The sequence below is a fragment of the Streptosporangium sp. NPDC000396 genome (assembly GCF_042898655.1).
Taxonomy (GTDB): domain Bacteria; phylum Actinomycetota; class Actinomycetes; order Streptosporangiales; family Streptosporangiaceae; genus Streptosporangium.
In genome coordinates this window covers 247,350-269,187 of the sequence record NZ_JBIAZA010000002.1, presented here as the reverse complement: position 1 = coordinate 269,187, position 21,838 = coordinate 247,350, and the positions used below count along the sequence as shown (strand labels likewise).

The 21,838-nt window shown below is 70.0% G+C and carries 18 protein-coding genes; 7 read left to right on the top strand and 11 right to left on the bottom strand.

From position 1 onward, the window contains the following. Positions 1–34: 34 nt before the first annotated feature. Positions 35–1,072 (top strand): peptidoglycan-binding protein, encoded by a 1,038-nt coding sequence (locus ACFY2X_RS03660; RefSeq protein WP_389931782.1) that lies wholly within the window; start codon positions 35–37, stop codon positions 1,070–1,072. A 102-nt stretch (positions 1,073–1,174) separates the two neighbouring features. Here the strand turns inward: ACFY2X_RS03660 and ACFY2X_RS03655 are convergent, their stop codons facing one another. The 3 genes from ACFY2X_RS03655 to ACFY2X_RS03645 all read right to left on the bottom strand — a co-directional run bounded on the left by ACFY2X_RS03655 (position 1,175) and on the right by ACFY2X_RS03645 (position 6,743). Beyond that, a complete protein-coding gene (locus tag ACFY2X_RS03655) occupies positions 1,175–2,491 on the bottom strand; it encodes a sensor histidine kinase (protein ID WP_389931779.1) in 1,317 nt (438 codons plus the stop codon). A 157-nt stretch (positions 2,492–2,648) separates the two neighbouring features. Next, positions 2,649–5,303 (bottom strand): helix-turn-helix transcriptional regulator, encoded by a 2,655-nt coding sequence (locus tag ACFY2X_RS03650; RefSeq protein ID WP_389931776.1) that lies wholly within the window; start codon positions 5,301–5,303, stop codon positions 2,649–2,651. 27 nt (positions 5,304–5,330) lie between these two features. Then, on the bottom strand, positions 5,331–6,743 hold the full coding sequence (locus ACFY2X_RS03645; protein ID WP_389931773.1) for an LCP family protein: 1,413 nt from the start codon (positions 6,741–6,743) through the stop codon (positions 5,331–5,333). 201 nt (positions 6,744–6,944) lie between these two features. On the opposite strand from ACFY2X_RS03645, the gene ACFY2X_RS03640 reads away from it, so the two are divergent. After that, positions 6,945–7,457, top strand: coding sequence for a GNAT family N-acetyltransferase (locus tag ACFY2X_RS03640; RefSeq protein ID WP_389931770.1), 513 nt, complete (start codon positions 6,945–6,947; stop codon positions 7,455–7,457). A 61-nt stretch (positions 7,458–7,518) separates the two neighbouring features. Beyond that, positions 7,519–8,088 (top strand): NADPH-dependent FMN reductase, encoded by a 570-nt coding sequence (locus tag ACFY2X_RS03635; protein ID WP_389931768.1) that lies wholly within the window; start codon positions 7,519–7,521, stop codon positions 8,086–8,088. A gap of 50 nt (positions 8,089–8,138) precedes the next feature. Here the strand turns inward: ACFY2X_RS03635 and ACFY2X_RS03630 are convergent, their stop codons facing one another. The 7 genes from ACFY2X_RS03630 to ACFY2X_RS03600 are packed head-to-tail and all read right to left on the bottom strand — an operon-like array spanning position 8,139 to position 16,994. Next, a complete protein-coding gene (locus ACFY2X_RS03630; protein ID WP_389931765.1) occupies positions 8,139–8,930 on the bottom strand; it encodes a glycoside hydrolase family 16 protein in 792 nt (263 codons plus the stop codon). Then, a complete protein-coding gene (locus ACFY2X_RS03625; RefSeq protein ID WP_389931762.1) occupies positions 8,927–10,417 on the bottom strand; it encodes a hypothetical protein in 1,491 nt (496 codons plus the stop codon). Before ACFY2X_RS03625 ends, ACFY2X_RS03630 begins: the two co-directional genes overlap by 4 nt. 16 nt (positions 10,418–10,433) lie before the next feature. Further along, positions 10,434–11,189 carry a hypothetical protein gene (locus tag ACFY2X_RS03620; protein WP_389931760.1) on the bottom strand — a complete coding sequence of 252 codons (756 nt, stop codon included), beginning with the start codon at positions 11,187–11,189 and terminating at the stop codon, positions 10,434–10,436. Next, positions 11,189–12,181 carry a MinD/ParA family protein gene (locus ACFY2X_RS03615; protein WP_389931757.1) on the bottom strand — a complete coding sequence of 331 codons (993 nt, stop codon included), beginning with the start codon at positions 12,179–12,181 and terminating at the stop codon, positions 11,189–11,191. The genes ACFY2X_RS03620 and ACFY2X_RS03615 overlap by 1 nt, the downstream gene beginning before the upstream one ends. 49 nt (positions 12,182–12,230) lie before the next feature. Next, positions 12,231–14,138 (bottom strand): hypothetical protein, encoded by a 1,908-nt coding sequence (locus ACFY2X_RS03610; RefSeq protein WP_389931754.1) that lies wholly within the window; start codon positions 14,136–14,138, stop codon positions 12,231–12,233. Further along, positions 14,135–15,928, bottom strand: coding sequence for a hypothetical protein (locus ACFY2X_RS03605; protein WP_389931751.1), 1,794 nt, complete (start codon positions 15,926–15,928; stop codon positions 14,135–14,137). Before ACFY2X_RS03605 ends, ACFY2X_RS03610 begins: the two co-directional genes overlap by 4 nt. Before the next feature lie 28 nt (positions 15,929–15,956). Next, positions 15,957–16,994 (bottom strand): hypothetical protein, encoded by a 1,038-nt coding sequence (locus ACFY2X_RS03600; RefSeq protein ID WP_389931749.1) that lies wholly within the window; start codon positions 16,992–16,994, stop codon positions 15,957–15,959. Between the two features lie 1,207 nt (positions 16,995–18,201). On the opposite strand from ACFY2X_RS03600, the gene ACFY2X_RS03595 reads away from it, so the two are divergent. Continuing rightward, on the top strand, positions 18,202–18,606 hold the full coding sequence (locus tag ACFY2X_RS03595; RefSeq protein WP_389931747.1) for a hypothetical protein: 405 nt from the start codon (positions 18,202–18,204) through the stop codon (positions 18,604–18,606). A 39-nt stretch (positions 18,607–18,645) separates the two neighbouring features. After that, positions 18,646–19,059, top strand: a complete 414-nt coding sequence (locus tag ACFY2X_RS03590; protein ID WP_389932331.1) for an NAD(P)-binding domain-containing protein — start codon at positions 18,646–18,648, stop codon at positions 19,057–19,059. Here the strand turns inward: ACFY2X_RS03590 and ACFY2X_RS03585 are convergent. Further along, positions 19,043–19,960 carry a zinc ribbon domain-containing protein gene (locus ACFY2X_RS03585; RefSeq protein ID WP_389931744.1) on the bottom strand — a complete coding sequence of 306 codons (918 nt, stop codon included), beginning with the start codon at positions 19,958–19,960 and terminating at the stop codon, positions 19,043–19,045. The two genes, ACFY2X_RS03590 and ACFY2X_RS03585, sit on opposite strands and share 17 nt — an antisense overlap. On the opposite strand from ACFY2X_RS03585, the gene ACFY2X_RS03580 reads away from it, so the two are divergent. Both ACFY2X_RS03580 and ACFY2X_RS03575 read left to right on the top strand, forming a co-directional pair. Further along, the gene (locus ACFY2X_RS03580) at positions 19,946–20,671 is read left to right on the top strand and encodes an NAD-binding protein (protein ID WP_389931742.1); all 726 of its coding nucleotides are present in this window, start codon (positions 19,946–19,948) and stop codon (positions 20,669–20,671) included. The two genes, ACFY2X_RS03585 and ACFY2X_RS03580, sit on opposite strands and share 15 nt — an antisense overlap. 199 nt (positions 20,672–20,870) lie before the next feature. Continuing rightward, complete coding sequence (locus ACFY2X_RS03575; RefSeq protein ID WP_389931739.1) at positions 20,871–21,833, top strand: DUF5996 family protein; 963 nt, start codon at positions 20,871–20,873, stop codon at positions 21,831–21,833. Positions 21,834–21,838: the final 5 nt, after the last annotated feature.

Genomic DNA, 21,838 nt, shown 5'->3' with positions numbered 1-21,838 from the left:
GGCCGCTTCCGGCCGACCGGGTACTTATCGCCATGTGATCAAGTATCTGGTGGGAACGATCATTGTGTCCGCGGGCCTGATGTGGCCCGCGTCCCCAGGGGCGGCCGACAATCCGACCCTGCGTCTCGGCGACTACTCGAAGGTCGTGGAGCAGTTGCAGCGACGGCTGCGGAAACTGAAGTTCTCACCGGGTCTGGTCAACGGCTACTACGGTTCGGAGACCCAGGCCGCGGTCTGGGCTTTCCAGAAGTCCCAGGAACTGACGCCCCGGGACGAGGTCGGACCGGAGACCTGGCGGGCGCTGGCCGCCCCGCGCCGGCTGCCGCCGCTGGTCCCCGAGGGGGAGGACCGACGGATCGAGATCGACCTGCGCCGCCAGCTCCTCACCGTCTACCACGACGCCCGCCCCGCGCTCATCTCCCACGTCTCCACCGGCGCCGGGAGGTATTTCTGCCGGTACGGCTACAGCACCGGGACGACCACTCCGGCGGGGGACTTCCACGTCACCAAGCGGGCCCCGCGCCAGACGGCGGACCCGTTGATATCGACCTACGAAACGCTCTCCTTCAAGAACGATCTCGGAGCGGACACCGGGGTCAGCCTCACGGACGACGTCGGAGGCGACGCTGGGACGGCCGGGACCCCGTGGGGTTTCCCGGCTCCATGGGTTTCCCCGATCCCGCCGGCCGGTGCGGCCTTGTCACCCCACCCCGTCCGGTCGTTCCGCCCGGCCCGCCTGATTCCGCCGCCGTCGCTCTTCCGGGATCGGCGACGGCCGGTCCGTCCGGCCGCGACGATCCCCCCGTCTCCGCCGATCCCCCCGTCTCCGCCGGTCTTCCCGTCTCCGCGGGTCTTCCCGTCTCCGCCGACCTCACCGGCCCCGCCGGCGCCTGCGATCCAACCGGTCCGCCCGGTGTCCGGATGCGTCCGGGTTCCCGCGCACAACGCCGAAAGGCTCTTCCATCTGATCGTCATCGGTGACCCGGTCCACGTCCGGCACACGTCTGAGGCCCGTTCGCGGGATTCGGAGGGTCGTGTCTTTCCGGCAGGGACGATCGGGAGACCCCGGTGAAAGCCTGTGATCACGGCTGGAAGTGCCCGTGGATCCCGTCGGTCGCGAGACGAAGCGTCATCGGGGCGACCGCGGTAGACGTAAAGACCAACAAACCAGGTCTTAGGCGGAAACGGTGGCAAGGGGAAGCCGGAGGATGAACCGGGCGCCGCGGCCGGTCTGGCTGTCGGTGGCGTACAGCCTGCCCCGGTGCGCGGACGCGATGTCCCTCGCTATGGGCAACCCCAGCCCGGTTCCTCCGGCGTCGCGGCTGCGCGCGGAGTCCAGGCGGGTGAACCGCTGGAAGATCCGTTCGCGGTCGCCCGCCGGGATGCCGAGCCCGTCGTCGGTGACCTCCAGCACGGCCTCGTCCCCCTCGCTGTCGACGCGGAGCCCGACCTCGCTTGTCGCGTGCCGGTCGGCGTTGGCGATCAGATTGGTCAGCAGGCGGCTGAGCTGGAGCCTGTTGCCCTGGACCATCACGTCGGGCTTGAGGCGCATGAGCACCTCGTGCCGGGGCGGCCGCTGCTCGACCTCGCTGGTGACGAGATGGGCGAGGTCGATCCGCTCGGGCGTGGCCTGCACCCCGGCGTCGAGGCGGGCGAGGAGGAGCAGGTCGTTCACGATGGCCTGGAGCCGCTCGGCGTCGTTCAGGGCGGACCTCATCGCCGGCACCGGGTCCTCGACGTCGGGGTGGGCCAGTGCCAGCTCAAGCTTGGTGCGCAGCCCGGTCAGCGGGGTGCGCAGTTCGTGCGAGGCGTCGGAGGCGAAGTGGCGCTGGGCCTCCACGGCCTCCTGAAGCCGGTCGAGGGTGGTGTTGACGGTCTTGCTGAGCTCCGTCAGCTCGTTCCCGGCGGGCGGTACGGTCATCCGGCGGCTGAGGTCGTAGGCGGTGATCTCGGCTATCTCGGTGCGCATCCGCTTGACCGGCTCCAGGGCTTGGCCGACGACGTGCCAGGTGCCCCAGCCGATCAGCGCGAGGAGCGCGAGGGAGAAACCGGTCAGTCCGATCTCCAGCATGTGGCCGGTGAGCGTCGGGGGCAGGGGCTCCGCCGCGTAGATCATGACGTCGCCGTAAGGACGGGAGTCCTTTTCCCGCAGGCCCACGACGGCGAAGCACCGTTCCTTCGTGCAGGCCGTCCCGTCTATCCGGAGGTCGCCGTCGGCGGGCCGCATGGTGCTGATCGGGGGCTTGCCCTTCATCATCGGGCTGGCCGCGAGGACCCGGCCGTCGCGGGAGACGACTTGAAGGCGGCTGACCTGGCGCGTGGGCAGGACGTCGTCCGGCACTCCCTTGCGGACGATCTCGATTACCTGCCTGGCCCCTTGGGCGGCGGTGCCGGTGATCTCCCTCAGCACCGAGGTGCGCACGGCCATCGACGTCGCGAACACGCCGATGCCCAGCACGGCTGCGAAGATCACTACCGCGGCGAGCGTCACCCTCGTCTGAATCGAACACGGGCCTCGCGCTACAGCCACGATTCCCCCTGAAAAATCCCTTTCGCGTATTTATAACCGCTGGATATTCATCAATAAGTCAAGAAGGGCTATACCCTTTCGCCTGTTCAGGCGGGCAGTCAGGGGAGAAGAGGGCCGGTCAGTCGGAGAGGGGGATCGTCCCCAGCTCACCGCGGGAGGCGACGCCGAGCTTGGGATAAGCCTTGTAGAGGTGATACCCCACCGTGCGCGGGCTGAGGAAAAGCTGGGCCGCGATATCCCGGTTGGACAGGCCCTGGGCCGCCAGCCGTACGATCTGCAGCTCCTGCGGTGTGAGCCGGGCCAGCACGCCGGGCGCGGGCGCGGTGGGCGCGGCCGATCCCGTGGCGTTCAGCTCCGCACGTGCCCGATCGGCCCACGGCGTGGCCGTCAGACGCTCGAAGGTCTCCAGGGCGGCCCGCAGCTGGGTGCGCGCGTCGGCCTTCCTCCGGGTACGGCGGAGCCACTCACCGTAGAGCAGCTCGGTCCTGGCCCGCTCGAAGGGCCGCCCGTCGAGCTTCAACGCCGCGGTGAAGTGCTCTTCGGACTCTTCGAGCAGGGCCCGGCAGCGCAGCACCAGGGCCTCGGCCCACGGCTGGCGCGTATAGCCGGCCCACGTGCGGTAACGCGCGAAGGCCTCGGCGGCACGCTCGGGAGCGCCGAGCCGTACCGCCGCCTCCACCAGGTCGGGCACGCACCGGGTCCCGGACACCTGGTGGCTGCCGGCCATGGACTCCAGCCGGGAGAGGGCCGCCTCCACCCGGCCGTGGCCGAGGTCGAGCATGCCCAGCGCCCAGGTCGCCCACCTGTCCCCGACCGGATCGTCGGCGAGGCTTTCGTCCGCGAGCGCGCGGCAGCGCTCGTCGTCGCCCTCGACGGCGGCGAGGTAGGCCAGGAAGCTGGTCATCTGGCTGACCCACTGCCGCTGCCCGGTGTCCCGCGCGATGCGAAGCCCCTCGGTGGCGGTGGTCAGCGCGTCGCGGTGCCGCCCGCGGAACAGTTCGGTCTCGGCGAGGAAGAACAGCAGCGTCGGCAGCACCCCGATGTTGCCCAAGGTCCGGGCCTCGGCCACCAGCGACCTGGCCGTCTCGTAGACCTCCTCGTCCTGGCCGGCCGCCAGCCCGATCCCGCAGGCCTGGACCAGGTCGCGCGGGCTGTCCGCGCCCGCCCGCCGGGCCTCGTCGATCGCCGCGGCCAGCGGCGGCGGGGCGTCCTGGCGCGACAGCACCGCCGTGATGAACCCGACGATCGGTACCATCGGATCCCCGTCGGGGAGGGGTAAGGCGTCGAGCAGGGCGGCGACGCGGTCGAGCTCGGGCGTGCCGATGTACCAGGCGGTGTGCAGCGCGTTGATCAGCATGCGTGCCGCCCGCGCGCCGTCCGTCATCGCGGCGCCGTCGATCAGCGCCTCGTGCGCGGTACGCGGCGATCCTCGCAGGAAGTCGGAGGTCGCCCGGATGTGCGTGAGCCGTGCGCGAAGCGTCGGATCCCCGGCCTGCCCGGTGTCCTCTCCGGCCGCCATGGCGAGCTGTCCGCCACCCTGTTCGGCCAGCGCCCCGGCACGGTCCAGCTCACCGGCCCACACCGCCGTCTCGGCGGCCAGGGTGAGCCGCCGCGCCCGGGTCTCCGGCCGGGTGCTGAGCCGGGCCGCGCGCTCGTAGGCGGTCGCCGCCGCGGCGTAACCGCTGCGGCTGCTCGCCCGTGCGGCGGTGCGCTCCAGCTCGGCGGCCACTTCCTCGTCCGGGCCGGTCGCGGCCATGGCCAGGTGCCAGGCACGCCGGTCGGCCTCGTCGGGGCCGTCGAGCGAGTCCGCCAGCGCCTGGTGCACCGCCAGGCGCAGGCTGGGCGGAGTCCCCTGGTAGATGGCGGCCCTGACCAGGGGGTGCCGGAAGGTCATCGTCCCCGCGGAGACCCGGACGAGGTCGGCGCTCTCCGCCGGATGGAGATCTTCGAGGAAGTCCCCGAACCTGGCCGCCGCCCGCAGCACGACGCGCAGGTCGCCGGTGTCCTCGGCGGCGGCCACCGCCAGCAGGCCCTGGGTGGCCTCCGGCAGTCGCCTGACCTGGCTGAGGAAGGCGTCCTGGACCCGGCTGGTGAGCGGCAGCGCCGTACCGTCGACGGGTGCCGCACGGGGAAGTTCGATCAGGGCGAGCGGGTTGCCCTGCGCCTCGGCCAGCACGCGATAGCGGACAACCGGGTTGATGCCGGTGCCCAGCAGCGCCGCGGCGGCCGTGGCGTCGAGTCCTTTCACCGGGAGTTCCGCCACCCCCTGCGCGGTGAAGGGCTCTCGCGCGGCGAGGATCAGCGCGACACCCTCGGCGTCCAGCCGCCGCGCGACGAACAGCAGCGCGTCGATCGAGGCCCGGTCGAGCCACTGCGCGTCGTCCACCAGCACCAGCAGCGGGCCGTCCTCGGCCAGCTCCGACACCAGGGAGAGCACGGCCAGGCCGACCAGCAACCGGTCCCCGGCCTCCACGGAGGCCAGGCCGAACGCGGCCCGGAGTGCCCGCTCCTGCTGTTCGGGCAGCGCCGCGATCCGGTCGAACACCGGCCGCAGCAGCAGATGCAGCCCGGCGAACGGCAGCTCGGCCTCCGACTCCACCCCGGTGCCGCGGATCACCCGTATGTCCTCGGCGGCGGTGGCCGCGTAGTCCAGCAACGCGGTCTTGCCGATCCCCGGCTCACCCCGGATGAGGAGGGCGCCGCTGCGGCCCGCACGAGAGTCCGACAGCAAACGATCGATGACAACCTGCTCGGCGACTCTCCCGTGCAACATACCCCGAACCCTACTTAACGGGGGCGATCAGGCGCTCGCACACGAGTCGTGTGTGGCGTCGAAGCCCTTCAGCCCGTCGGCGTCGTTCTGGTGGAGTGGCTTGAGGCCCTTCCAGTCGTCGCCGATGGTCAGGATGAGTCTCGCCGTGGTCGCCTTCTGGACGGGCTTGCCGATGGACGCGAGCAGGTCGCGGCTGAGGGTGGGGGCCCCGGGGGCGCCGTTCGGCGAATACGCGACCGTGGTCTTCGGGTACGGCTTGCGCGGCGCATCGCCGATCTTGGCGATGTGGTAGCCCCGCTCCTCCAGTTGGACGGCCACCTGGGAGGCCAGGCCGGAGCGGTTGGTCCCGTTACGCACCTCGACCTGGATCTTCGACCGGGGCACCTTGGACTGCCCGCCCTTCACTCCGGATTTGGTGACCGCCTTGTCCTGGACGACGATCTGGAACAGCTTCCTGCTCTGCGGCTGGACCCACTCCACCCGGCCCGGGTAGGTGACCGAATACCGCCAGGGAGTGGTGATGAAGTGGATCTGACCGGCGGCCAGGCCCTGGGCGCTGGTCGCGAGGTCCTTCATGACGCCCGGGGTGAGCCCGGGATCGGTGGTGACCGACTTGGTGGCCGCGTCGAGGAAGCCGAAGAGCTTGGCCGGGTCGGTGAGCGTCTCGCCGCTCATCACCTTCTTGATCATGGAGGCGATGAACATCTGCTGCCGCTGGATGCGCCCGATGTCGGAGCCGTCGCCCAGGCTGTAGCGGGCTCGGACGTAGCCCAGGGCCTGCTCGCCCTTGAGGATCTGCCGGCCGGCGGGGAGGGTGAGAAGGGCCTTCTTGTCGTGGATCGGCTCGGGGACGCAGACCGGGACCCCGCCGACCGCGTCGACCATGTTCTTGAAGCCGGTGAAGTCGACCTTCACGAAATGGTCGATGCGAATGCCGGTGAGCGCCTCGACGGTCTTCCAGGTGCAGGTGATTCCACCGGAGTTGAACGACTCGTTGATCATGCCCAGGTGCGCCCGCTGGCCGGCCAGCCCCTGCTTGGCCCGGCACTCGGGGAGCTGGACCATCGAGTCCCGGGGGAAGCTGACGACCATCGCGTTGTCCCGCTTCGGCGAGATGTGCGCGAGCATGATCGTGTCGGTCCGCTCGCCGGGGAACTTGCCGTACTTGGCGTTCTTGCCGTTGCGCTGGTCCGATCCGACGATCAGGACGTTCAGTGCCTTGGTCGCGACCTTGGCCGGCCGGGTTCCGAGGTCCTCGGGCGGGACGTCGATGTGTTTGACGTTCCCGGTCAGCTTGACATAGGCGCCGACCAGGGTTCCCGCCACCGCCACCACGACGGCGGTGACGGCGGCCACCAGCCACCACAGCCATCTGCGTCGCCGGCGAGGCGTGGCCTTCTCCGGGGGCCTGGGGGGCGCGTCGATCAACCCGCTACTCACGTGACTCCTGGGAGGAATGGGCCAGGGCGTGCACCCGTGGCAGAGGAGCCGGATTCCGGCCGTCGCTGAGTGTACTAATCATCCATAAGAGTGGGATAAGAACCTGAAATCAGGCGTTATGACCGAAATCGGTACATTATGTGAACGAGTGGTGGATAGCCGGTCAACGATGCGTTTTTCCCAGCCTGTTACGATCCGCCGATGATTATCCGTAATGGCGATCTCAATGATGTTCCGGCAGTTCTGCGGATGTTCGACAGCGCAGTGGAGTGGCTGACCGCGCAGGGCCGTACCGGCCAGTGGGGCAGTGAGCCGTTCTCCGCCAGCCCCGCCCGTGTCGAGAAGGTCGCCTCGTGGGCGTCCTCGGGTGGGATGCGCATCGCCGAGCTCGACGGCGAACCCGCCGGATGCATGGTCGTCGGCGTCCCGGTGGACTACGTCACCCCGGCTTCCGAGCCCGAGCTGTACATCCAGGGCCTGGTCATCGACCAGCGCTTCCACGGCCGCGGTGTCGGCTCCGCCCTGCTGGAGCGGGCCCCCGCCGAGGCGGCGGAGCAGGGGATCTCGCTCATCCGCGTCGACTGCTACGCCGGTGACGACGGCCGGCTGGTGAAGTACTACGAGAGCCAGGGCTTCACCAGGACCGAGACCTTCACGGTCAAGGAGTGGCCCGGCCAGGTCCTGGAGATGCGCCTGCCCGCCGGGACCGCTTGACCTCAAGCGAACTTCAGGTTGCACGGTGGTCGCCGGAACCGTCTACTCAGGGGAGACCACCATGCTCGACATAGCAGTGATCATCGCGAGCACCGGGAACGGCCGTCTCGGAGGGACGGTCGGCCGGTGGTTCCTCGGCCAGGCGGGGCTGCGGGACGACCTGAACCTGGACGTGATCGACCTGGGTCAGACCCCGCTTCCCCCGCTCCAGCCCACGCGTTCCGGCCATACCGGGGACGAAACCCGTCGGCTCGCCACCAGAATCGGCGACGCCGACGGTTTCGTCGTGATCACCCCGGAGTACAACCACGGCTACCCCGCGGCCCTGAAACTCGCCATCGACTCGGTTCGCCACGAATGGGCCGCCAAACCGGTCGGTTTCGTCTCGTACGGCGGGCGCTCCGGAGGCCTGCGCGCGGTGGAGCAGCTCCGCCTCGTCTTCGCCGAGCTGCACGTGGTCTCCCTGCGTGACACCGTGAGCTTCCACCGGGCACACGGCCAGTTCGACGAGGCGGGGGAGCCGGCCGAGCCGGACGGCGCCAACGGCGCGGCCAAGGTCATGCTCGACCAGCTCGTCTGGTGGGGGACCACCCTGCGCGAGGCCCGTGCCGCCCGGCCGTACACGATCTGAGCCACCTGTTCGGGGGCGTCATCCGCGCCTTACCACCGGCCGGGCCGGGCTCATCCCGTACCGCCGGAGTTCAGCGGATAGATGCGGAGCCAGTCGACCTCCATCCAGGCCTCTCCCGGACTGCCGTGACCGGGGAACCAGTCCAGCTGCAGGCAGACCGACATCGGGCTCCGGGTGGACCTGGGGGAGCGGAACCACTCCTGCCCGTCGAGATAGCCGACGACCCCGCTGGGGCTGTTCTCCACGGCATAGGTGTGCCAGTCGGTCATGTCCACGTCGGCATAGGACTGCTCGGCGCCCTGAGGGGTTTCGAGGTAGAAGTTCGGCCGCCACCTGCCCGGACGGTCCATGACCCCCAGGAAGTCGATCTCCTCGCCCGTGGCGCTGTTCACGCCTCCCCCACCGCCCCGCGGCCACAACAGGGCGATCGGATGGTACGAGTCGGCCCCCTCGTACATGCGGACGCGGGTCTCCCAGCGCCCGTACGCCTGGTCGTGACGGGCCCCCAGCCCGGCCGTGGTGCCGTCGGCGCGGCCGTACAGATAGAGCGATCCGTTCCCGATGAAGAGCTGGTCGGGTGAGCGGCGGCCCTGGTCGTCGTGACCGGGCGAGTCGTAGAACACCCAGTCGGCCGGGTCCAGATAGTCGTCGAACTCCGCGCACCAGGCCGGGGCGCCCCAGCCGTGAGCCGCGGCGGCGCTGAGCCGGTCCGCCGGGGGAGAGCAGACGGCCGTCCCCGCCGTCTCGGGAACCACCTCGCCGTGGGCGGCGCTGAGGGTGCTCACCGTCAGCATGGTCACCACGCCGAGCATGGCTGTCCGCACATGTGACCGCGAGATCATGATCGTTGCTCCAAGGATCTGACACAGAGTGCCGAGGGGCTGAAGCTCCAGCAGCCGGCCCTGACCGGCGCCCAGGTCGTGGGGGCCGACGTGCCGACAAGGGGAGCGGGGTGGGCGGGAGGCGGGGCGAAGGCCCACAAAGGTGCCTGCGGCGGTGCCGCCTGCCGGCTGCCGGCAGGCGGGGCCTGCGGGAAGCCGAAGGTACGGCTGCGCCAGGGCGCGAGGCTCCAGCACATGGCGTCGGCACGGGACAGACAGGAGTCCGCGAAGGAGGAGCGCACCAGCGGGGGCACGGGGAGAACGACCCGGGGCGGTGCGTAGGAGGACGGGAACGCCAGGGGAGTCAGGGCGTTCCGGCGGGCACTCGCCTCTCCGGCCGGTTCCCCGGTGGGATCGGCGAGGGCGGACGCGATGGCCGGGCTGGGCGCGGGTTTCGGCGCCTGCGTGGGCGGAGCCGGTTTCGCGGTGGCGGGCACCTGAGCCGTGGGCGTGACGCTGGGAGCCGAGGTGGCCGTGGTGCCGGTCGGGCTCGGCGTGGCCTTCAACGTCTCCTTCGGCGGGACCGGTGGGGTCTGCGGGAGAGTCGGCCTGGCGGTCCGCGGCGGAGGCGGTTGGGGAGTGGCCGGCTGCGACGTCGTGGGCTTGGCGCCGGTGGTCGGCTTCGGCCCTTTCCCCGGCGGGACCGGTTTCGTGGTCGGGGCCGGCCGGGGCTTCCGCGACGACGTGGGCTTGCCGGTCGGCGAGGGCGTGTCACCCGGTGCGGCGGTGGGGGCCGAGGTGGGTTTCTCGCTTGTGCCGGGGGCGGGCGTCTCGGTCACGGTCGGGATCGGTATCGGTATCGGGGCCGGTGTCTCGCCGTCTTCGGGGAGCGTCGCCAGATACCGTTCGGGATCGGAGCCCTTCGACGACTGCTTCGACGACCGCGACGAAGAGGTCTTGCTCTTGGCGTGCTTGCGGGTCGGCGACGACGTGCGCTCGGGCTCCGGGCGCGCTGTCTTGCCGGCCTCGGGTGAATCCTCCCGGGGCGCCTTGGGATTGGAGCCCTTCGACGAAGAGTCCTTGCGCTTGCCGTGCTTGCGGTTCGGCGGCGAGGTCTTCTCGGGCGTGGGCTCGGGATCCGGGCGCGCCTCGTCGTCGGGGTCGGGGGACTCCTCCGTGTCGTCGGGGTCTGTTTCGCCGGGCGGAGTCTCCTCGGGGTCGGGGGACTCCTCCGTGTCATCGGAGTCTGTTTCGTCCGGTGGAGTCTCCTCGGGATCGGAGGAGTCGGGGTCGGACGGGGCCCGCGTGGACTCTGGCCCTCCGGGAGGGGGCTCCCCGGGGGCGATGGGATGGCCGGCCATCGGCGACGACGGTGAGGCACCGGTCACGCCCGGATCGGCGACGGCTGTCCAGGGCTGAGCGATGATCGCACTGGTCGTTGCGGAGACTCCCGCGATGAGGAGTCCGGAGACCAGCGTGACGCGCCGGGACGAGCTGCGTGGGGGCATGGACGGTCTCCTCGGGTCATGGGGTCGGATCGGGACCGGAGAGGGGCTTCCAGCCCGCGGCGGCGAACTCGGGGGTGCCGGGCAGGGCGACCTCGGGCACCGTGGCGGGGAGGGGGTCGGGGACGTTGGCCCAGTCCCCGCGGCCCACACCGCGGATGTCGGGATGCCAGATCATGAGCAGGCTCATGGCATACGGGCTGGAATAGGTCGGATCGGTGTCCTGGGCACCCTTGGTCGCGGTCACCTGGACGAGAACGAAAACCTGGATCTGGTCCTTGGCGCGTGCCCGCCACTGGATTCCGATCGTCTTCGTCCGCATGGCCGCGCCTTCGGGGAGCTTGCCCCCCTTGGGAAGGCCGAGGGTCTCACGCCATCCGGCGGCGGCGGCCCGTGCGCCGGCCCGAGCCGCCTCTCGCTGTTCCGGCGGGGCGTACAGGACCGCCGCCTGCTCGGCCTGACCGGCGTCCAGCGTCCATGCCGCCTCCAGCGCGGCGGCCGCCGCCGAGGCCGCGCCCAGCTCGGTCCGGGGGAAACCGACGGGATACCCGCCCTCGCCCTCGTAGCCGGAGGGCGGGGCGAGCACGACGGTGCCGGCGACGACGTTCGCGGCCGTCACCGGCGAGGGATCGGACCTGCCCCGCAGGAGCTGCCAGGCCCCGATCGCGACGAGGATCGACCCCACGATCGAGACGACCACGATGATCATCCGCCGGCGGCCACGTGGCGGGGAGCCCAGATCCCAGTCGAGTACGGGGTCCTCGGCGATCGGCACTAGTGGCTCCGGTCGGGGCGCAGGCCGAACGCCTGGCCGGCGGCGGCCGCCAGGCGCAGATACGCGCCCCGGGTGGTGGGCCGCAGACGGACCAGATCGACCTCGGCGCCCTCTTTGAGGTGAGGGTCGTAGGGGACGCGGATCACGGTGCGGCAGCGGGAGACGAAGTGGCGTTCCAGCAGCTCCACGTCCACATCGGACTTGGGCTCCACGGCGTTCAGCACGACGATGGCGTTCTTGACCAGGTCCGCGTATCCGTGTGCGGTGAGCCAGTCCAACGTGGCGGCGGCCGAGCTCGCCCCGTCCACGGCCACCAGGCTGACCAGGACGATCTGGTCGGCCAGCTCCAGCGTCGCCCCCATCGCGCCGTGGAGCAGCCCGGTCCCGCAGTCGGTGATGCAGATCGAGTAGTAGCGCTCGATGAGCCCGGCGACCGTGCGGTAGTCCTCCGCGTTGAACGCCTCGCTCACGGCGGGGTCGGTGTCGGAGGCGAGGATCTCCAGCCGCGCGGGGGACTGGGACGTGAAAGCGCGCGCGTCGGCGTAGCGGAGGATGTGAGGGGCCTCGGCGAGCATCGTGCGGATCGTGGCGGCCGTCTCGGACTTGACCTTGAGACCGAGGGTTCCCCGGTCGGGGTTGGCGTCGATCGCGATCACCCGGTCTCCTCGGAGAGAGGCCAGGGTGTTGCCGAGAGCGACGGTCGTCGTGGTCTTGCCGACCCCGCCCTTGAGGCTCATGACCGCGATTCGGTGGTGCCCGCTCGCGACGGGAGTCTGGGCCTGGGCTATCAGCATGCGGCGCTCAAGCTCCGCCGCCGACTCCGCCGGGATGATCCTCCCGCCGGAGAGCCGCCAGACAAGGCGCCGCCACCCGCCGGCGGGCTCGGGCCGCCGGTTGGTGAGCAGGTGCTCGGCGGTGAGCGGAACCGTCTCCTGGAACTGCCCGGCCGGGCCGGGCGGTGAACTGTGGATCTGAGGGGACGTCTCCGTCATGGCCAAGGTCCTTTCACAGAGAGCTTTCGCGAAGCAGGGGACGGGGCTGTCAGCAGGTGCGCCAGCGCACCGTCGTGGTGATCGAGTCGTCGGGTCCCTGAACGGTCAGGGAAGTGGTGACAGAGGTCGGGACGCCGCACCAATGTCGGATCCGTTGGGCGCGCAGAGTGATCACGTCCGTGCGGCCCGGCTTCAGCGTGCCGCTGGACGGGCTGACGATCAGGCCGGGAGCCGATATCCGCCACTCCAGGGAGCCCTCGGAGAGGGTGAGGACCATGTTGCCCTGGCCGAACTCGTCCAGCGTCACCATGGGCGGGATCCGCAGCCGCTCGGCGAGTCCGCCCCGGGCGGCCGGGGCGCCACCGGCCGTGGCGGGCTGGGTGGCGGAGGACTGCAGGGAGTCCGCGGGTCTCCCGGTCCCGATGGCGGGCCCGAGGAGGTTCATCCCCGTGAGGGTGCCCGCCGTGCCCGCGACCACAATGATGACGATCTTGATGGTCGTGCTCCGGACGCGGGCCCCCGCCCACGCCAGGGCCTCCACGAACCGGACGCCGGGCCCGAAGTGCACTCCTTCCGGCCCGTCGACCGGCTCGGCATAGGCCTGGATCACGGGCGTGTGCGCGTCGTCGGACCTGTTCGCAGGGCCCCGCCCGGTGACGGCGGGAATGTTCGGAACGGTCGCCGTCACATCGTCCGCGCGGGCGAGGATCTCCCGCGCCCACGCCTGGGAGAGCAGCGCGTCGTAGAGCGGGGTGTCCTGACTGGGCGACGGCGGAGCCGACAGCGGCTGGGGCTTGGGAGACGGGCGAGCCGGAAACACCGGCAGCGACGGCAACGTGGGGTGATCCTGCAGGGCCGAACGGTCCGGCGGGGCGGAGCGGGGTGGTGCGGTGGAGCGGTCCGGCGGGGCGGTACGGGGTGGTGCGGTGGAGCGGTCGGGGCGGACGGGCAGATAAGGGAGTCTGGAGCGGTCCGAACGGCCGGGCCGGACAGGCCGGATCGGCCCGGTCTCCTCCTGCGACCGGGGAACTGGTGCCGCGGGGGTTTGCGGCCTGGGGACTCGCGCTGCGGGGGTTTGCGCTGAGGGGGTCCGGGTGGCGGGGGTCGAGCCCCGCGACGTCGGAGCCGAGCCGGAGCCCGCCGAGCCGGAATCGGCCGCGCCGGAATCAGCCGCCGAGCCGGAATCCGCCGCGCCGGACGTGGTGCCGAACCTGGGGGCGGGCAGGTCCACGGCGGGCGGGAGGGAGTTCATGAGCTGTTGCCTGACCTCGGCGGACAGGGGCGTGATCCGCGGGTGGGAGACCATCTGCGGAACCGTGTAGCGGATGTTGATCGGCCGCGTGCACTCCGGGCACTTGATCATGTGGGACAGCAGGTCCGTGCGCGCGGCCTCGAACTCGGCGGGGGGCGGTGTGCCCTGCTTCGGGAACAGGGCGTTCACCAGCGGAGCGAGCTCCGGACAGGTGCGGCGCCCGTTGGCCAGGGCATCCAGCCCGCTCACCAAGGTCTCGATCAGGTCCTGGGTCCGGGTCGCCAGCCTGATGACCTCGTCCGGCGGCATCGCCAGCGCATAGGAGAGGTCCTCCGTGGACAGCTCGTGGCGATACATCAGCCTGAGGGTCTCGGTGCCCAGGGGATCGACGATCGTCCAGACGCGCTCGATCAGCCGCTCCTCCGGCATGCCCGGCCCGGAGCCCGGCACATACTGCTGCCGGTATCCCGGGGCCGTGCAACAGCCGCGTCGCAGTACGGCAAGTAGCCGTCCCCGGGCCGTGACGTTCTTGGGCGTGGCCTGGACACGGCAGGCGGCCAGCGCGGAGGCGACCGCCGCCACCACCCGGTCGGGAGCCAGGTGGCAGGCGGCGTAGTCCATCAGGTGCGCGCCGTGCTCGCTCACCCAGGCCGCGTCCTGGTCGGGACCGAGCACGATGCGCCCCGCTCCGGGGGACGCGCTCATGATCCGGCGGGATCAACCAGGTCCGGCTCGACCTGGCCGGGACCGGGCTGGACGGGCGGTGTGGTGGCGGGGTTCGTGACCACGAGCTCCAGGTTCCGCTCGGGCAACCCGGTGAACTTGGTCCAGTTGCTGACCTGCCCCTGCGCCGGCTCCGCGTAGAGCCAGCGGATGAAGGCGGGCCACTGGCACGAGTCACGAGGTATGGCCGGGCTGCCGCTCTGGGGCGGGGTCAACCTCTGGAGTTCGGCTGCCGAATAGTTCCGGCACTCGGGAGTGCCCGGCGGGGCGATGTTGAGGTCCCACACGCCGTTCTCGTCCGTGTATCGCATGTTCTTGTCCAGTCCCAGGGCCTCCTGGGCCCGCTGGAGAAGCTTCGGATCCTGGAAGATCGGCAGGGAGTCGCCGGCTTCACCCTCCGGGACGGGCTGCGTGGCGGGCTGCGGGGCGGTCTCGTCAGGAGCCTGGACCGCACCCGGATCGGTCGACGGCAGTTGCGCGCCGGGGTCCGGCTCCGGCAGCTGCGTGCCGGGACCGGGCGTCAGGAGCTGCACGTCAGGGCCGGTCGTCGGCAGCTGCACATCGGGATCGGCCGTCGGGAGCTGCGGGTCCGGCTCGATGGGCGGCAGCTGCGGGTCCTGGGACGGGTTCACCGGCGGGAGGTTCCTCTGGTCCGGCTGGGTGGGCTTGGGAACCGCCGAAGGACGGAAAGGCCGGACCGGTCCGGGGGTGCCCGAGGGAACGATCGGCTTTGCCGTACTGGAGCGCAGGGCGGGTGTGAGGGTCCCCGAGGGGCGCACGGCTCTGGGACCGGTCGAGGGCTGCACGAGCCTGGGATCGGTCGAGGGTTGCGCTGGTCCGGTGGTGGTTGACGGTTGCGCTGGTCCAGCGGTGGTCGACGGCCGTGTGGGTCCAGCGGTGGTCGACGGTTGCGCTGGTCCGGTGGTGGTTGACGGCTGTGCGGGTCCGGTGGTGGTCGAGGGTTGCGTGGCTCGGGGAGTGCCTGATCGCCGTGCCGGTCCGGGAGTGGTCGAGGGCCGTGCGGGTTTGGCGGTGGTCGAGGGTTGCGTGGCCTTGGGGGGCTCCGATGGCTTTGGCTCGCTCTTTTTGGGAGTCGGCTGCTTGTCGGGAGAGACGACCGACAGTTTCTTGTCGCCCGGTTGCTCGATCCGGCTGCCGCTTTCCGAGATGTCGCCGGCGATCTTCTTCTCCGGGGTCGGGGCCGGAGCGGGCGCCTGGCGGGAGGTCGACGGTGACCCTGTCTGGGTCGTGCGGTTGGAGGCCGGGGCGGGTTGCCTGGGGGCCGTACGGCGAGGGTCGGGGGCGGGCTGCACCGCGGCCGTACGGCTGGGCTCTGGTGCGGAGGACGCTTTCTTGGGCGGTGGGGCCGATGTGCTCCTGGGATTACCCGGCCGCTGGAGGAGTCCGGCCGCACTCGCCAGGGCGGGAAGGGCGACGCAGTCCTCTCCGCCGCCCTCGACGGCGCGCCCGTCGACGGTCGTGGTCAGGCAGAGCTTCGGATCCCCGGACGTGTTCTTCGTGATCGTGCTGCCCTGGTCCGCGCCGGAGAGCGGGACGGGCTGGTTCCCGCCGGCCCGGTCGTAAGACGCCCACGCCCCCGTCTTGTCGTCCAGGTAGTACGTACCCGCGGCCAGGCGCACCGTCTTCTCGTCGACGGGATGGGAGCGGGCGGCGATGACGGTTCCCAGACCCGCGCCGGCCCCGAATACGCCGATCGCGACACTCGCGGTGATCACCGTCGCGCGTGAGGGCTTACGTGAGGGTGTCATCATGGATGTTCCTCTTCTTCCGGTGGGCGCGTCAGTCGCCGTGGCTCTCCAGGACATCGCTCCACTCGCCCAGCAGGCGGACGGGCTCGGTGGAACCGGCGGGGGGGATGTAGGCCACATATATGCGTCCGTAGGTCGCCCTCACCGAGTGCGTGAAAGACTTGTTCGCGGTGCGTACGGCGGCCGAACCCTTCAAGGCGACCTTCGCGCCCATACGCTCGGCTTTGCGTGTGTCGGTGGAGCGTGCTCCGTACCAGACCAGGGCACCCCCGTCACTGGTCTTCAGCGCGCGCACCGGCCCCTCCGGCAGATATGACAGGCTGAGGGTCCATCCGGCGTCCTCCAGCTGGGCGCGCTCCTGCTGCCAGAACAGCACGGCCTCGCTGGTCCACGGTCCCTCGGCGAACATCGGGTCGAGCTCGGCGTTCTCCAGGCTCGCCAGGTGGGCGCGGACGACCTCGCGCGGGGTCGCGAGCAGCCCGGAGGCGTTCTCGGGCAGGCTCGTGGCATAACCGTCGGGGTCGGTCTCGATCTTGGGAAACCGCTCGGGGGTGGCTCGTGTGTCGGCGGCGGACGCCACCAAACGCCACCCGGCGGAGGTGGAGCTCATCACGTCGGCGACCCGGGCGACCCCAGGTTCGTAGGAGACCGCCACGAACCAGTCGGCCGTGCCCTCGACGCGGCGGGGAATCCACACCTGCGGGTTGGGCCATATCCCCGAGGCCACCGACGTGCCCTCCATCCGGGCGGTCGTGAAACTCGCCCGTGTCATCTCCAGCGCGAGCCCGTGCTCCAGCTTCTTCATCGCATTCCGGTCGAGAGCGGCCTGGGCCGCCGACAACCCCCGCTGGTAGCGGCCATGGATGCGGTATGCCTGTTTGGCGGTGAGCTGGGACGAACCGGTCCTGGGTGAGGAGTCGGGGGTTGAGGGGGGTGTCGTCGCCCTGGCCGAGGCGCCCGTGGTCGGGCCGGGCGTCTTCCTGGGCGAGGATCCGACGGTTGAGGGGGGTGCCGTGGCCTTGGCCGAGGCGCCGGTGGTCGGAGCGGGCGTCGCGACCTTGGTGGTCACTTTTTCCGGGACGACGGTTTTGGGCTTCGGAGATGGTTTGGCAGTGCTTTTCCGGCCTGCGTCGTCTTTGTCGCCAGGTTTCCTGTCGTCCTGCGCCGAGGCGGAGGGGCTCGGGGACGACTGCGGCGGGACCGCCGTTTCCCCGCCTGTTCCGGAGGGGAGAAGAGCCGGATGGGAGACCAGGGACCGTGGTTCGGAGGGGTTTGCCGTGACGAGCCAGATTCCCGATCCAGCCAAGATCACTGAAATCGCCCCGAGCAGAGCGACCTTCCGCCAATCGAATGCGGCGAGTCGTTCGGGATGCCACTCTGATGGATGATCAGATTCATGATCGATAGAAGCGTCACCGCGGTCGGCGGACCCAGCTTGTCTATCTGGGAATTCTGATGCACGCCATGACATAGATCCAAATATTAGACTGACGTTGATCTATTGTGAAGGTAAAGGGGCCGAGTAATTGGCACTTATGGTTATTGGTTTAAAAATAACACATAACCATCAATAGGGTGCGTCCGAAAACGGCGCCTCGGTGACCTGTGATTGTGGTACCAATGGCGCATATCTAGACTTCTCTGAAGATTTTGTCTCGCTCCATGGGCGAGGTCATCTCCCCAAGACTTCTTGTTGATCTCTTGTTTACCCGGGTCAAGGGTGCTGTTCGCCTCGTGTTGGATTCTCAGTTCCTCTGGCGAGCGCCTCGATCGGCGGGCGAGGGTTGTGGAATCGTTTTCATGATCGATGATTGCCGTGGACTTCATGGTGCTTGATATGAATGGCCTTCATGTATTTGTGCCGTACGGCGGATCCTCTCGATGGGGAAATTGGCCGGGGTCCGATCTTTCGGAGTGGTTCGACGCGCTCCTCGGCATGAACATCGTGAACGCCGGGATTCCCGGCGGGTGACCGGCTCGGCCGTTCTTGTCCCGCCGGGCGTCCGCCGTTCTCGTCCCGCCGGGTGTCCGCCACGCGGTTGCCGCGTTCGCGGACCTGAGGTGCGGGCCGCCGTCCGGTGGTCACGTACGCGACGCGTCTCGGGGGATGCGCTCGGGGTGATGGCGCGCACGGGCCGCGTCTCCGCTGCCGTCCATGGGCCCTCTTGGGCGTTTTATCCGTAATTAAACCTTTCGAGTGACATAAACCTGGGGTTATCTGGCAATCACTTTCTGTACTTACGTTTCACGGACCAGTCGGTGGAAGGAGGAGGGGCATGGCGACTCGAACACAGGTGACCGGCTGGATCGGCTGGATCTGGTTCGCCGGAATGATGATGATCATGGTGGGGGTGTTCAACGCCATAGCCGGCCTGTCCGCCCTCTTCAAGGGGAACCTCTACGTCCCGACCAGAAACCAGCTGCTGGTGTTCAACCTGACCGGCTGGGGGTGGATCCACCTGCTCCTCGGCATCCTCCTGGTCGTCGTCGGCGTGTGCCTCGTCACCGGGCAGACCTGGGCACGTGTGGTGGCGATCATCCTGGTCCTGCTGAATGCCATCGAGCACATGCTTTTCATCCCTGCCTATCCCTGGTGGTCGCTGCTCGTCATCGCGATCGACGTGCTCGTGCTCTACGCCCTGATCGTGCACGGAGAGGAGGCGAAGGTGCTGGGGGCGTAGCCCGAGCCGCGTCGCCACGGCCCGCGCCGGCCATCCGCCATCCGGTCCCATCCGGTCCTTTCCGGGCGCCACCGATGGAACCGTACGCTCGGTAAGGCCGCGGAGGTGGTCGACGCCGGTGCCGTCGAGGTGTTTTCCCCGATGGACGCCGCGCGCGACTCCGAGGCCGTGTTGATGTCACTCGCCGACGACCGGGCGAGCCGCGATGTCATGGCGCGGCTGGCCGGTCTCGGCTCCGATCCGGACGCGCCGATCGTCGCCGACATGAGCACCGTCTCCCCCGCCACCTCCCGCGAGTTGCGGGATGCGGCGCCGGGGGGCCGATTCGTGGCCGCGCCCGTCGTCGGCGGGCCGCCGGTAGTCCTCCGAGGCCAGGCCATGGGGTTGCTGGGCGGCCGGCGTGACCTCGTGAACCGGCTGGACCGTTCACCGATTCTCAGTGTTTGTCTGTGAGGATCGGTGAGCTGCCGCGTTGCCGGGGCAGCGTTCCCCTGCTGAGGGGTTCCCGTTTCGCCGGTGCGTGCCCGGCACGGATGCCGGGGCCTACCGCTCCTCCACGGGCGTTTCGCGTCTCCCCGCAACTCTGGGCGACGTCGTGCTCATACCGGGCCGCGAGCGCGGCCAGGTTGCGTGCGGCGTTGACATCCCGGTCCAGGACCAGACCACAGGCGGTGCATGCGTAGGTGCGTTCCGACAGGGCGAGCTTGGCTTTCACCGCGCCACAGCCGGAACACGTCTTGGAGGAGGGGTACCAGCGGTCGGCCACCACCAGCCGCCCGCCGCGCCAGGTGCTCTTGTAGGTCAGCTGGCGGCGCACCTCGGCCATGGCGGTGTCGGCGACCGCGCGGGCCGGCTTGCGGGTGGACTCGGCCGTGCGGATCGTGCCCAACCGGGGCAGGGTCACGTGGCGCCGGTCGGTCTCCAGGCGGATCGCTCCGGTGGTGAACCGGCACGACAGCGCGGCGCGGTGCTTGGCCCTGAACCGGGGAAACCCGACCGGTTTGCCCGCCCGGGTGCCTTGGCGGGAGGCCGACCAGTTCGTCAGCGCCCGCGCCAGGCCGTCCAGGCCGGAGCTGTAGGCCTCCTTGGAGTTGTCCGCCCACCACGGCGCGACCGTGCCTTTGGCGGTGTTCCACGCCCGGCGCAGGCCGTACAGCGACCACGGCACCTCGGTCAGCAGTTCCTCGGGCACCCCGTAGGTCTTCTCCGCCTCCCGCTGGGACAGGGCGGCCCTGACGCGGGCCAGCCCCCAGTTGAACGCGAAGCGGGCCGCGCCGCAGTGCGAGGCCAGCGCGGCGGTCTGCGCGGGGGTGGGGGCGAGGGCGTAGCGGTAGGCCTGATGGATCCGCCCCACCCTCCACCCCTTTACTTGAAGTTGTCGTTCAATCACTGTGAGTTTATCTCGGGTGCGGGTCGGCGGCTACCCGACCCGCGAAAGACTCACGCCCGGCGCCCCCGCGACACCCGCACCCCTCGCCCCACGCTCCGGCGCTTTCCGCGACCGGTGACAGCCGACCGGACGCTTTCGTGGTGCGCCGGCCCTGGGTGTCGGGCGGGCCGCCCGCCTCTCCGGGCGGAAGAGACCAGAGAAGAACCGATAAACGCCGATAAAACAACCAACAGTTCACACCCCCTCTGGCCGGACATCTTCGCGGTCCAGCGGTACTGCGGAGACGATCCCGGGATCGCGCTGACCTACAAGCTCATGAACAACTACCTGCTCATGTCCGGTGTGGCCGTCGTCGCCGAGGCGGTGGCCATGGGACAGGCGGCCGGACTCGACGACGCGATGCTGCGCGACCTCCTGTTCCGGTGGCCGACCGTGGCACCCGCCCTGCACAACCGGCTCGACGACATCTTCGGCGGCGATCATCTCGGCTGGTTCACCACGCGGCTCGGTGCCAAGGACGTGCGGCTCGCCATCGAACTCGCCGAGTCGGTCGGCCTCGACCTGCCGATCGCCAGGCTGGTCGCACGCCGTTACGAGGAGGCGGCCGAACGCGGCTGGGGCGACGCCGACATATCCGCGGTGGTGGAACTGCTCCGTGCGGAGCGGCGCGGCTAGGGACTTCGCGGGTTCGCCGACCCCGGAACCCGGAATCCCTGGACACCCGGACACCCGGACCCTCGGGACCTCGGACACCCGGACCCCGGAGCCGCCGCCCGATTCGGCGATCTCGGGACCGGTGGGCGTAGCGTTGACAAAGGTGGGTCCCGATATCCATGGAGATCCACGACAGCCGCTCCGAAGCGGAGGTCTCGCGATGGTCCAGCGGACACAGACCTGGCCGGCGATGTCGGTGGACGAATGGCAGCACACCTACGACACGCTGCACATGTACAGCCAGGTGGTGGGAAAGATCTCCCTCGCCTTCCGGCCGATGATCAACCACTGGTGGCAGGTGGCCTTCCACCTCACGGCGCGGGGCATGACCACCGGGCCGATCCCGTACGGCGGGCGCAGCTTCCAGATGGACTTCGACCTGCTCGCTCACCACCTCTGCGTCGAGACCTCCGAGGGCGAACGCCGGACGATCGCGCTGGGCGGCGCGGTGCGCGACTTCTACGCCGAGGTGCTCGGCACTCTGGGCCACCTCGGCATAGACGTCGAGATCTGGCCGATGCCGGTCGAGTACGCCGATCCCGTTCGGTTCGACGAGGACGACCGTCACGCGACCTACGAAGGCGCGCAGGTCCAGCGGTTCTGGCAGGTGCTCCACCAGATCGAGCTGATCCTCACCGAGTTCCGTGCCCGCTTCACGGGGAAGTGCAGTCCGGTGCACTTCTTCTGGGGTGCGTTCGATCTGTGCACCACCCGGTATTCGGGCCGGCCGGCCGAGCCGCCGCCGGAGGTCGATCGCGTCACGAGGCTGACCTTCAACGCCGAGCAGAGCGACGTGGGCTTCTGGCCGGGAGGCACGTGGATCAACGGCGCCCGTATCGACCAGCCGGTGTTCTACTCCTACATCTACCCCGAGCCCCAGGGGTTCCGGGAGCAGCCGGTCGCGCCCGCGACGGCCGTCTACGACACCGATTTCGGGGAGTTCATCCTGCGCTATGACGACGTCCGGAGCTCGGCCGACCCCCGCGAGGCCATCCTGGACTTCGCCCAGTCAACGTTCGAGGCGGGGGCCCGTCTCCAGGATTGGCCGCTCGAAGCGCTCCAGTGGACGCCGCCTCGGCCGTCCGAACGCGCGTCCCGGACGGGACCTTCCGGATCCGCGTGAACCGG

Bases quoted from the DNA above. Each gene is read 5' to 3' on its own strand.
- ACFY2X_RS03625 (WP_389931762.1), bottom strand. From the start codon at position 10,417: ATGCCCCCACGCAGCTCGTCCCGGCGCGTCACGCTGGTCTCCGGACTC.
- ACFY2X_RS03595 (WP_389931747.1), top strand. From the start codon at position 18,202: ATGGCGACTCGAACACAGGTGACCGGCTGGATCGGCTGGATCTGGTTC.
- ACFY2X_RS03635 (WP_389931768.1), top strand. From the start codon at position 7,519: ATGCTCGACATAGCAGTGATCATCGCGAGCACCGGGAACGGCCGTCTC.
- ACFY2X_RS03630 (WP_389931765.1), bottom strand. From the start codon at position 8,930: ATGATCTCGCGGTCACATGTGCGGACAGCCATGCTCGGCGTGGTGACC.
- ACFY2X_RS03605 (WP_389931751.1), bottom strand. From the start codon at position 15,928: ATGATGACACCCTCACGTAAGCCCTCACGCGCGACGGTGATCACCGCG.
- ACFY2X_RS03650 (WP_389931776.1), bottom strand. From the start codon at position 5,303: ATGTTGCACGGGAGAGTCGCCGAGCAGGTTGTCATCGATCGTTTGCTG.
- ACFY2X_RS03580 (WP_389931742.1), top strand. From the start codon at position 19,946: ATGGATCCGCCCCACCCTCCACCCCTTTACTTGAAGTTGTCGTTCAAT.
- ACFY2X_RS03575 (WP_389931739.1), top strand. From the start codon at position 20,871: ATGGTCCAGCGGACACAGACCTGGCCGGCGATGTCGGTGGACGAATGG.
- ACFY2X_RS03640 (WP_389931770.1), top strand. From the start codon at position 6,945: ATGATTATCCGTAATGGCGATCTCAATGATGTTCCGGCAGTTCTGCGG.
- ACFY2X_RS03610 (WP_389931754.1), bottom strand. From the start codon at position 14,138: ATGAGCGCGTCCCCCGGAGCGGGGCGCATCGTGCTCGGTCCCGACCAG.
- ACFY2X_RS03615 (WP_389931757.1), bottom strand. From the start codon at position 12,181: ATGACGGAGACGTCCCCTCAGATCCACAGTTCACCGCCCGGCCCGGCC.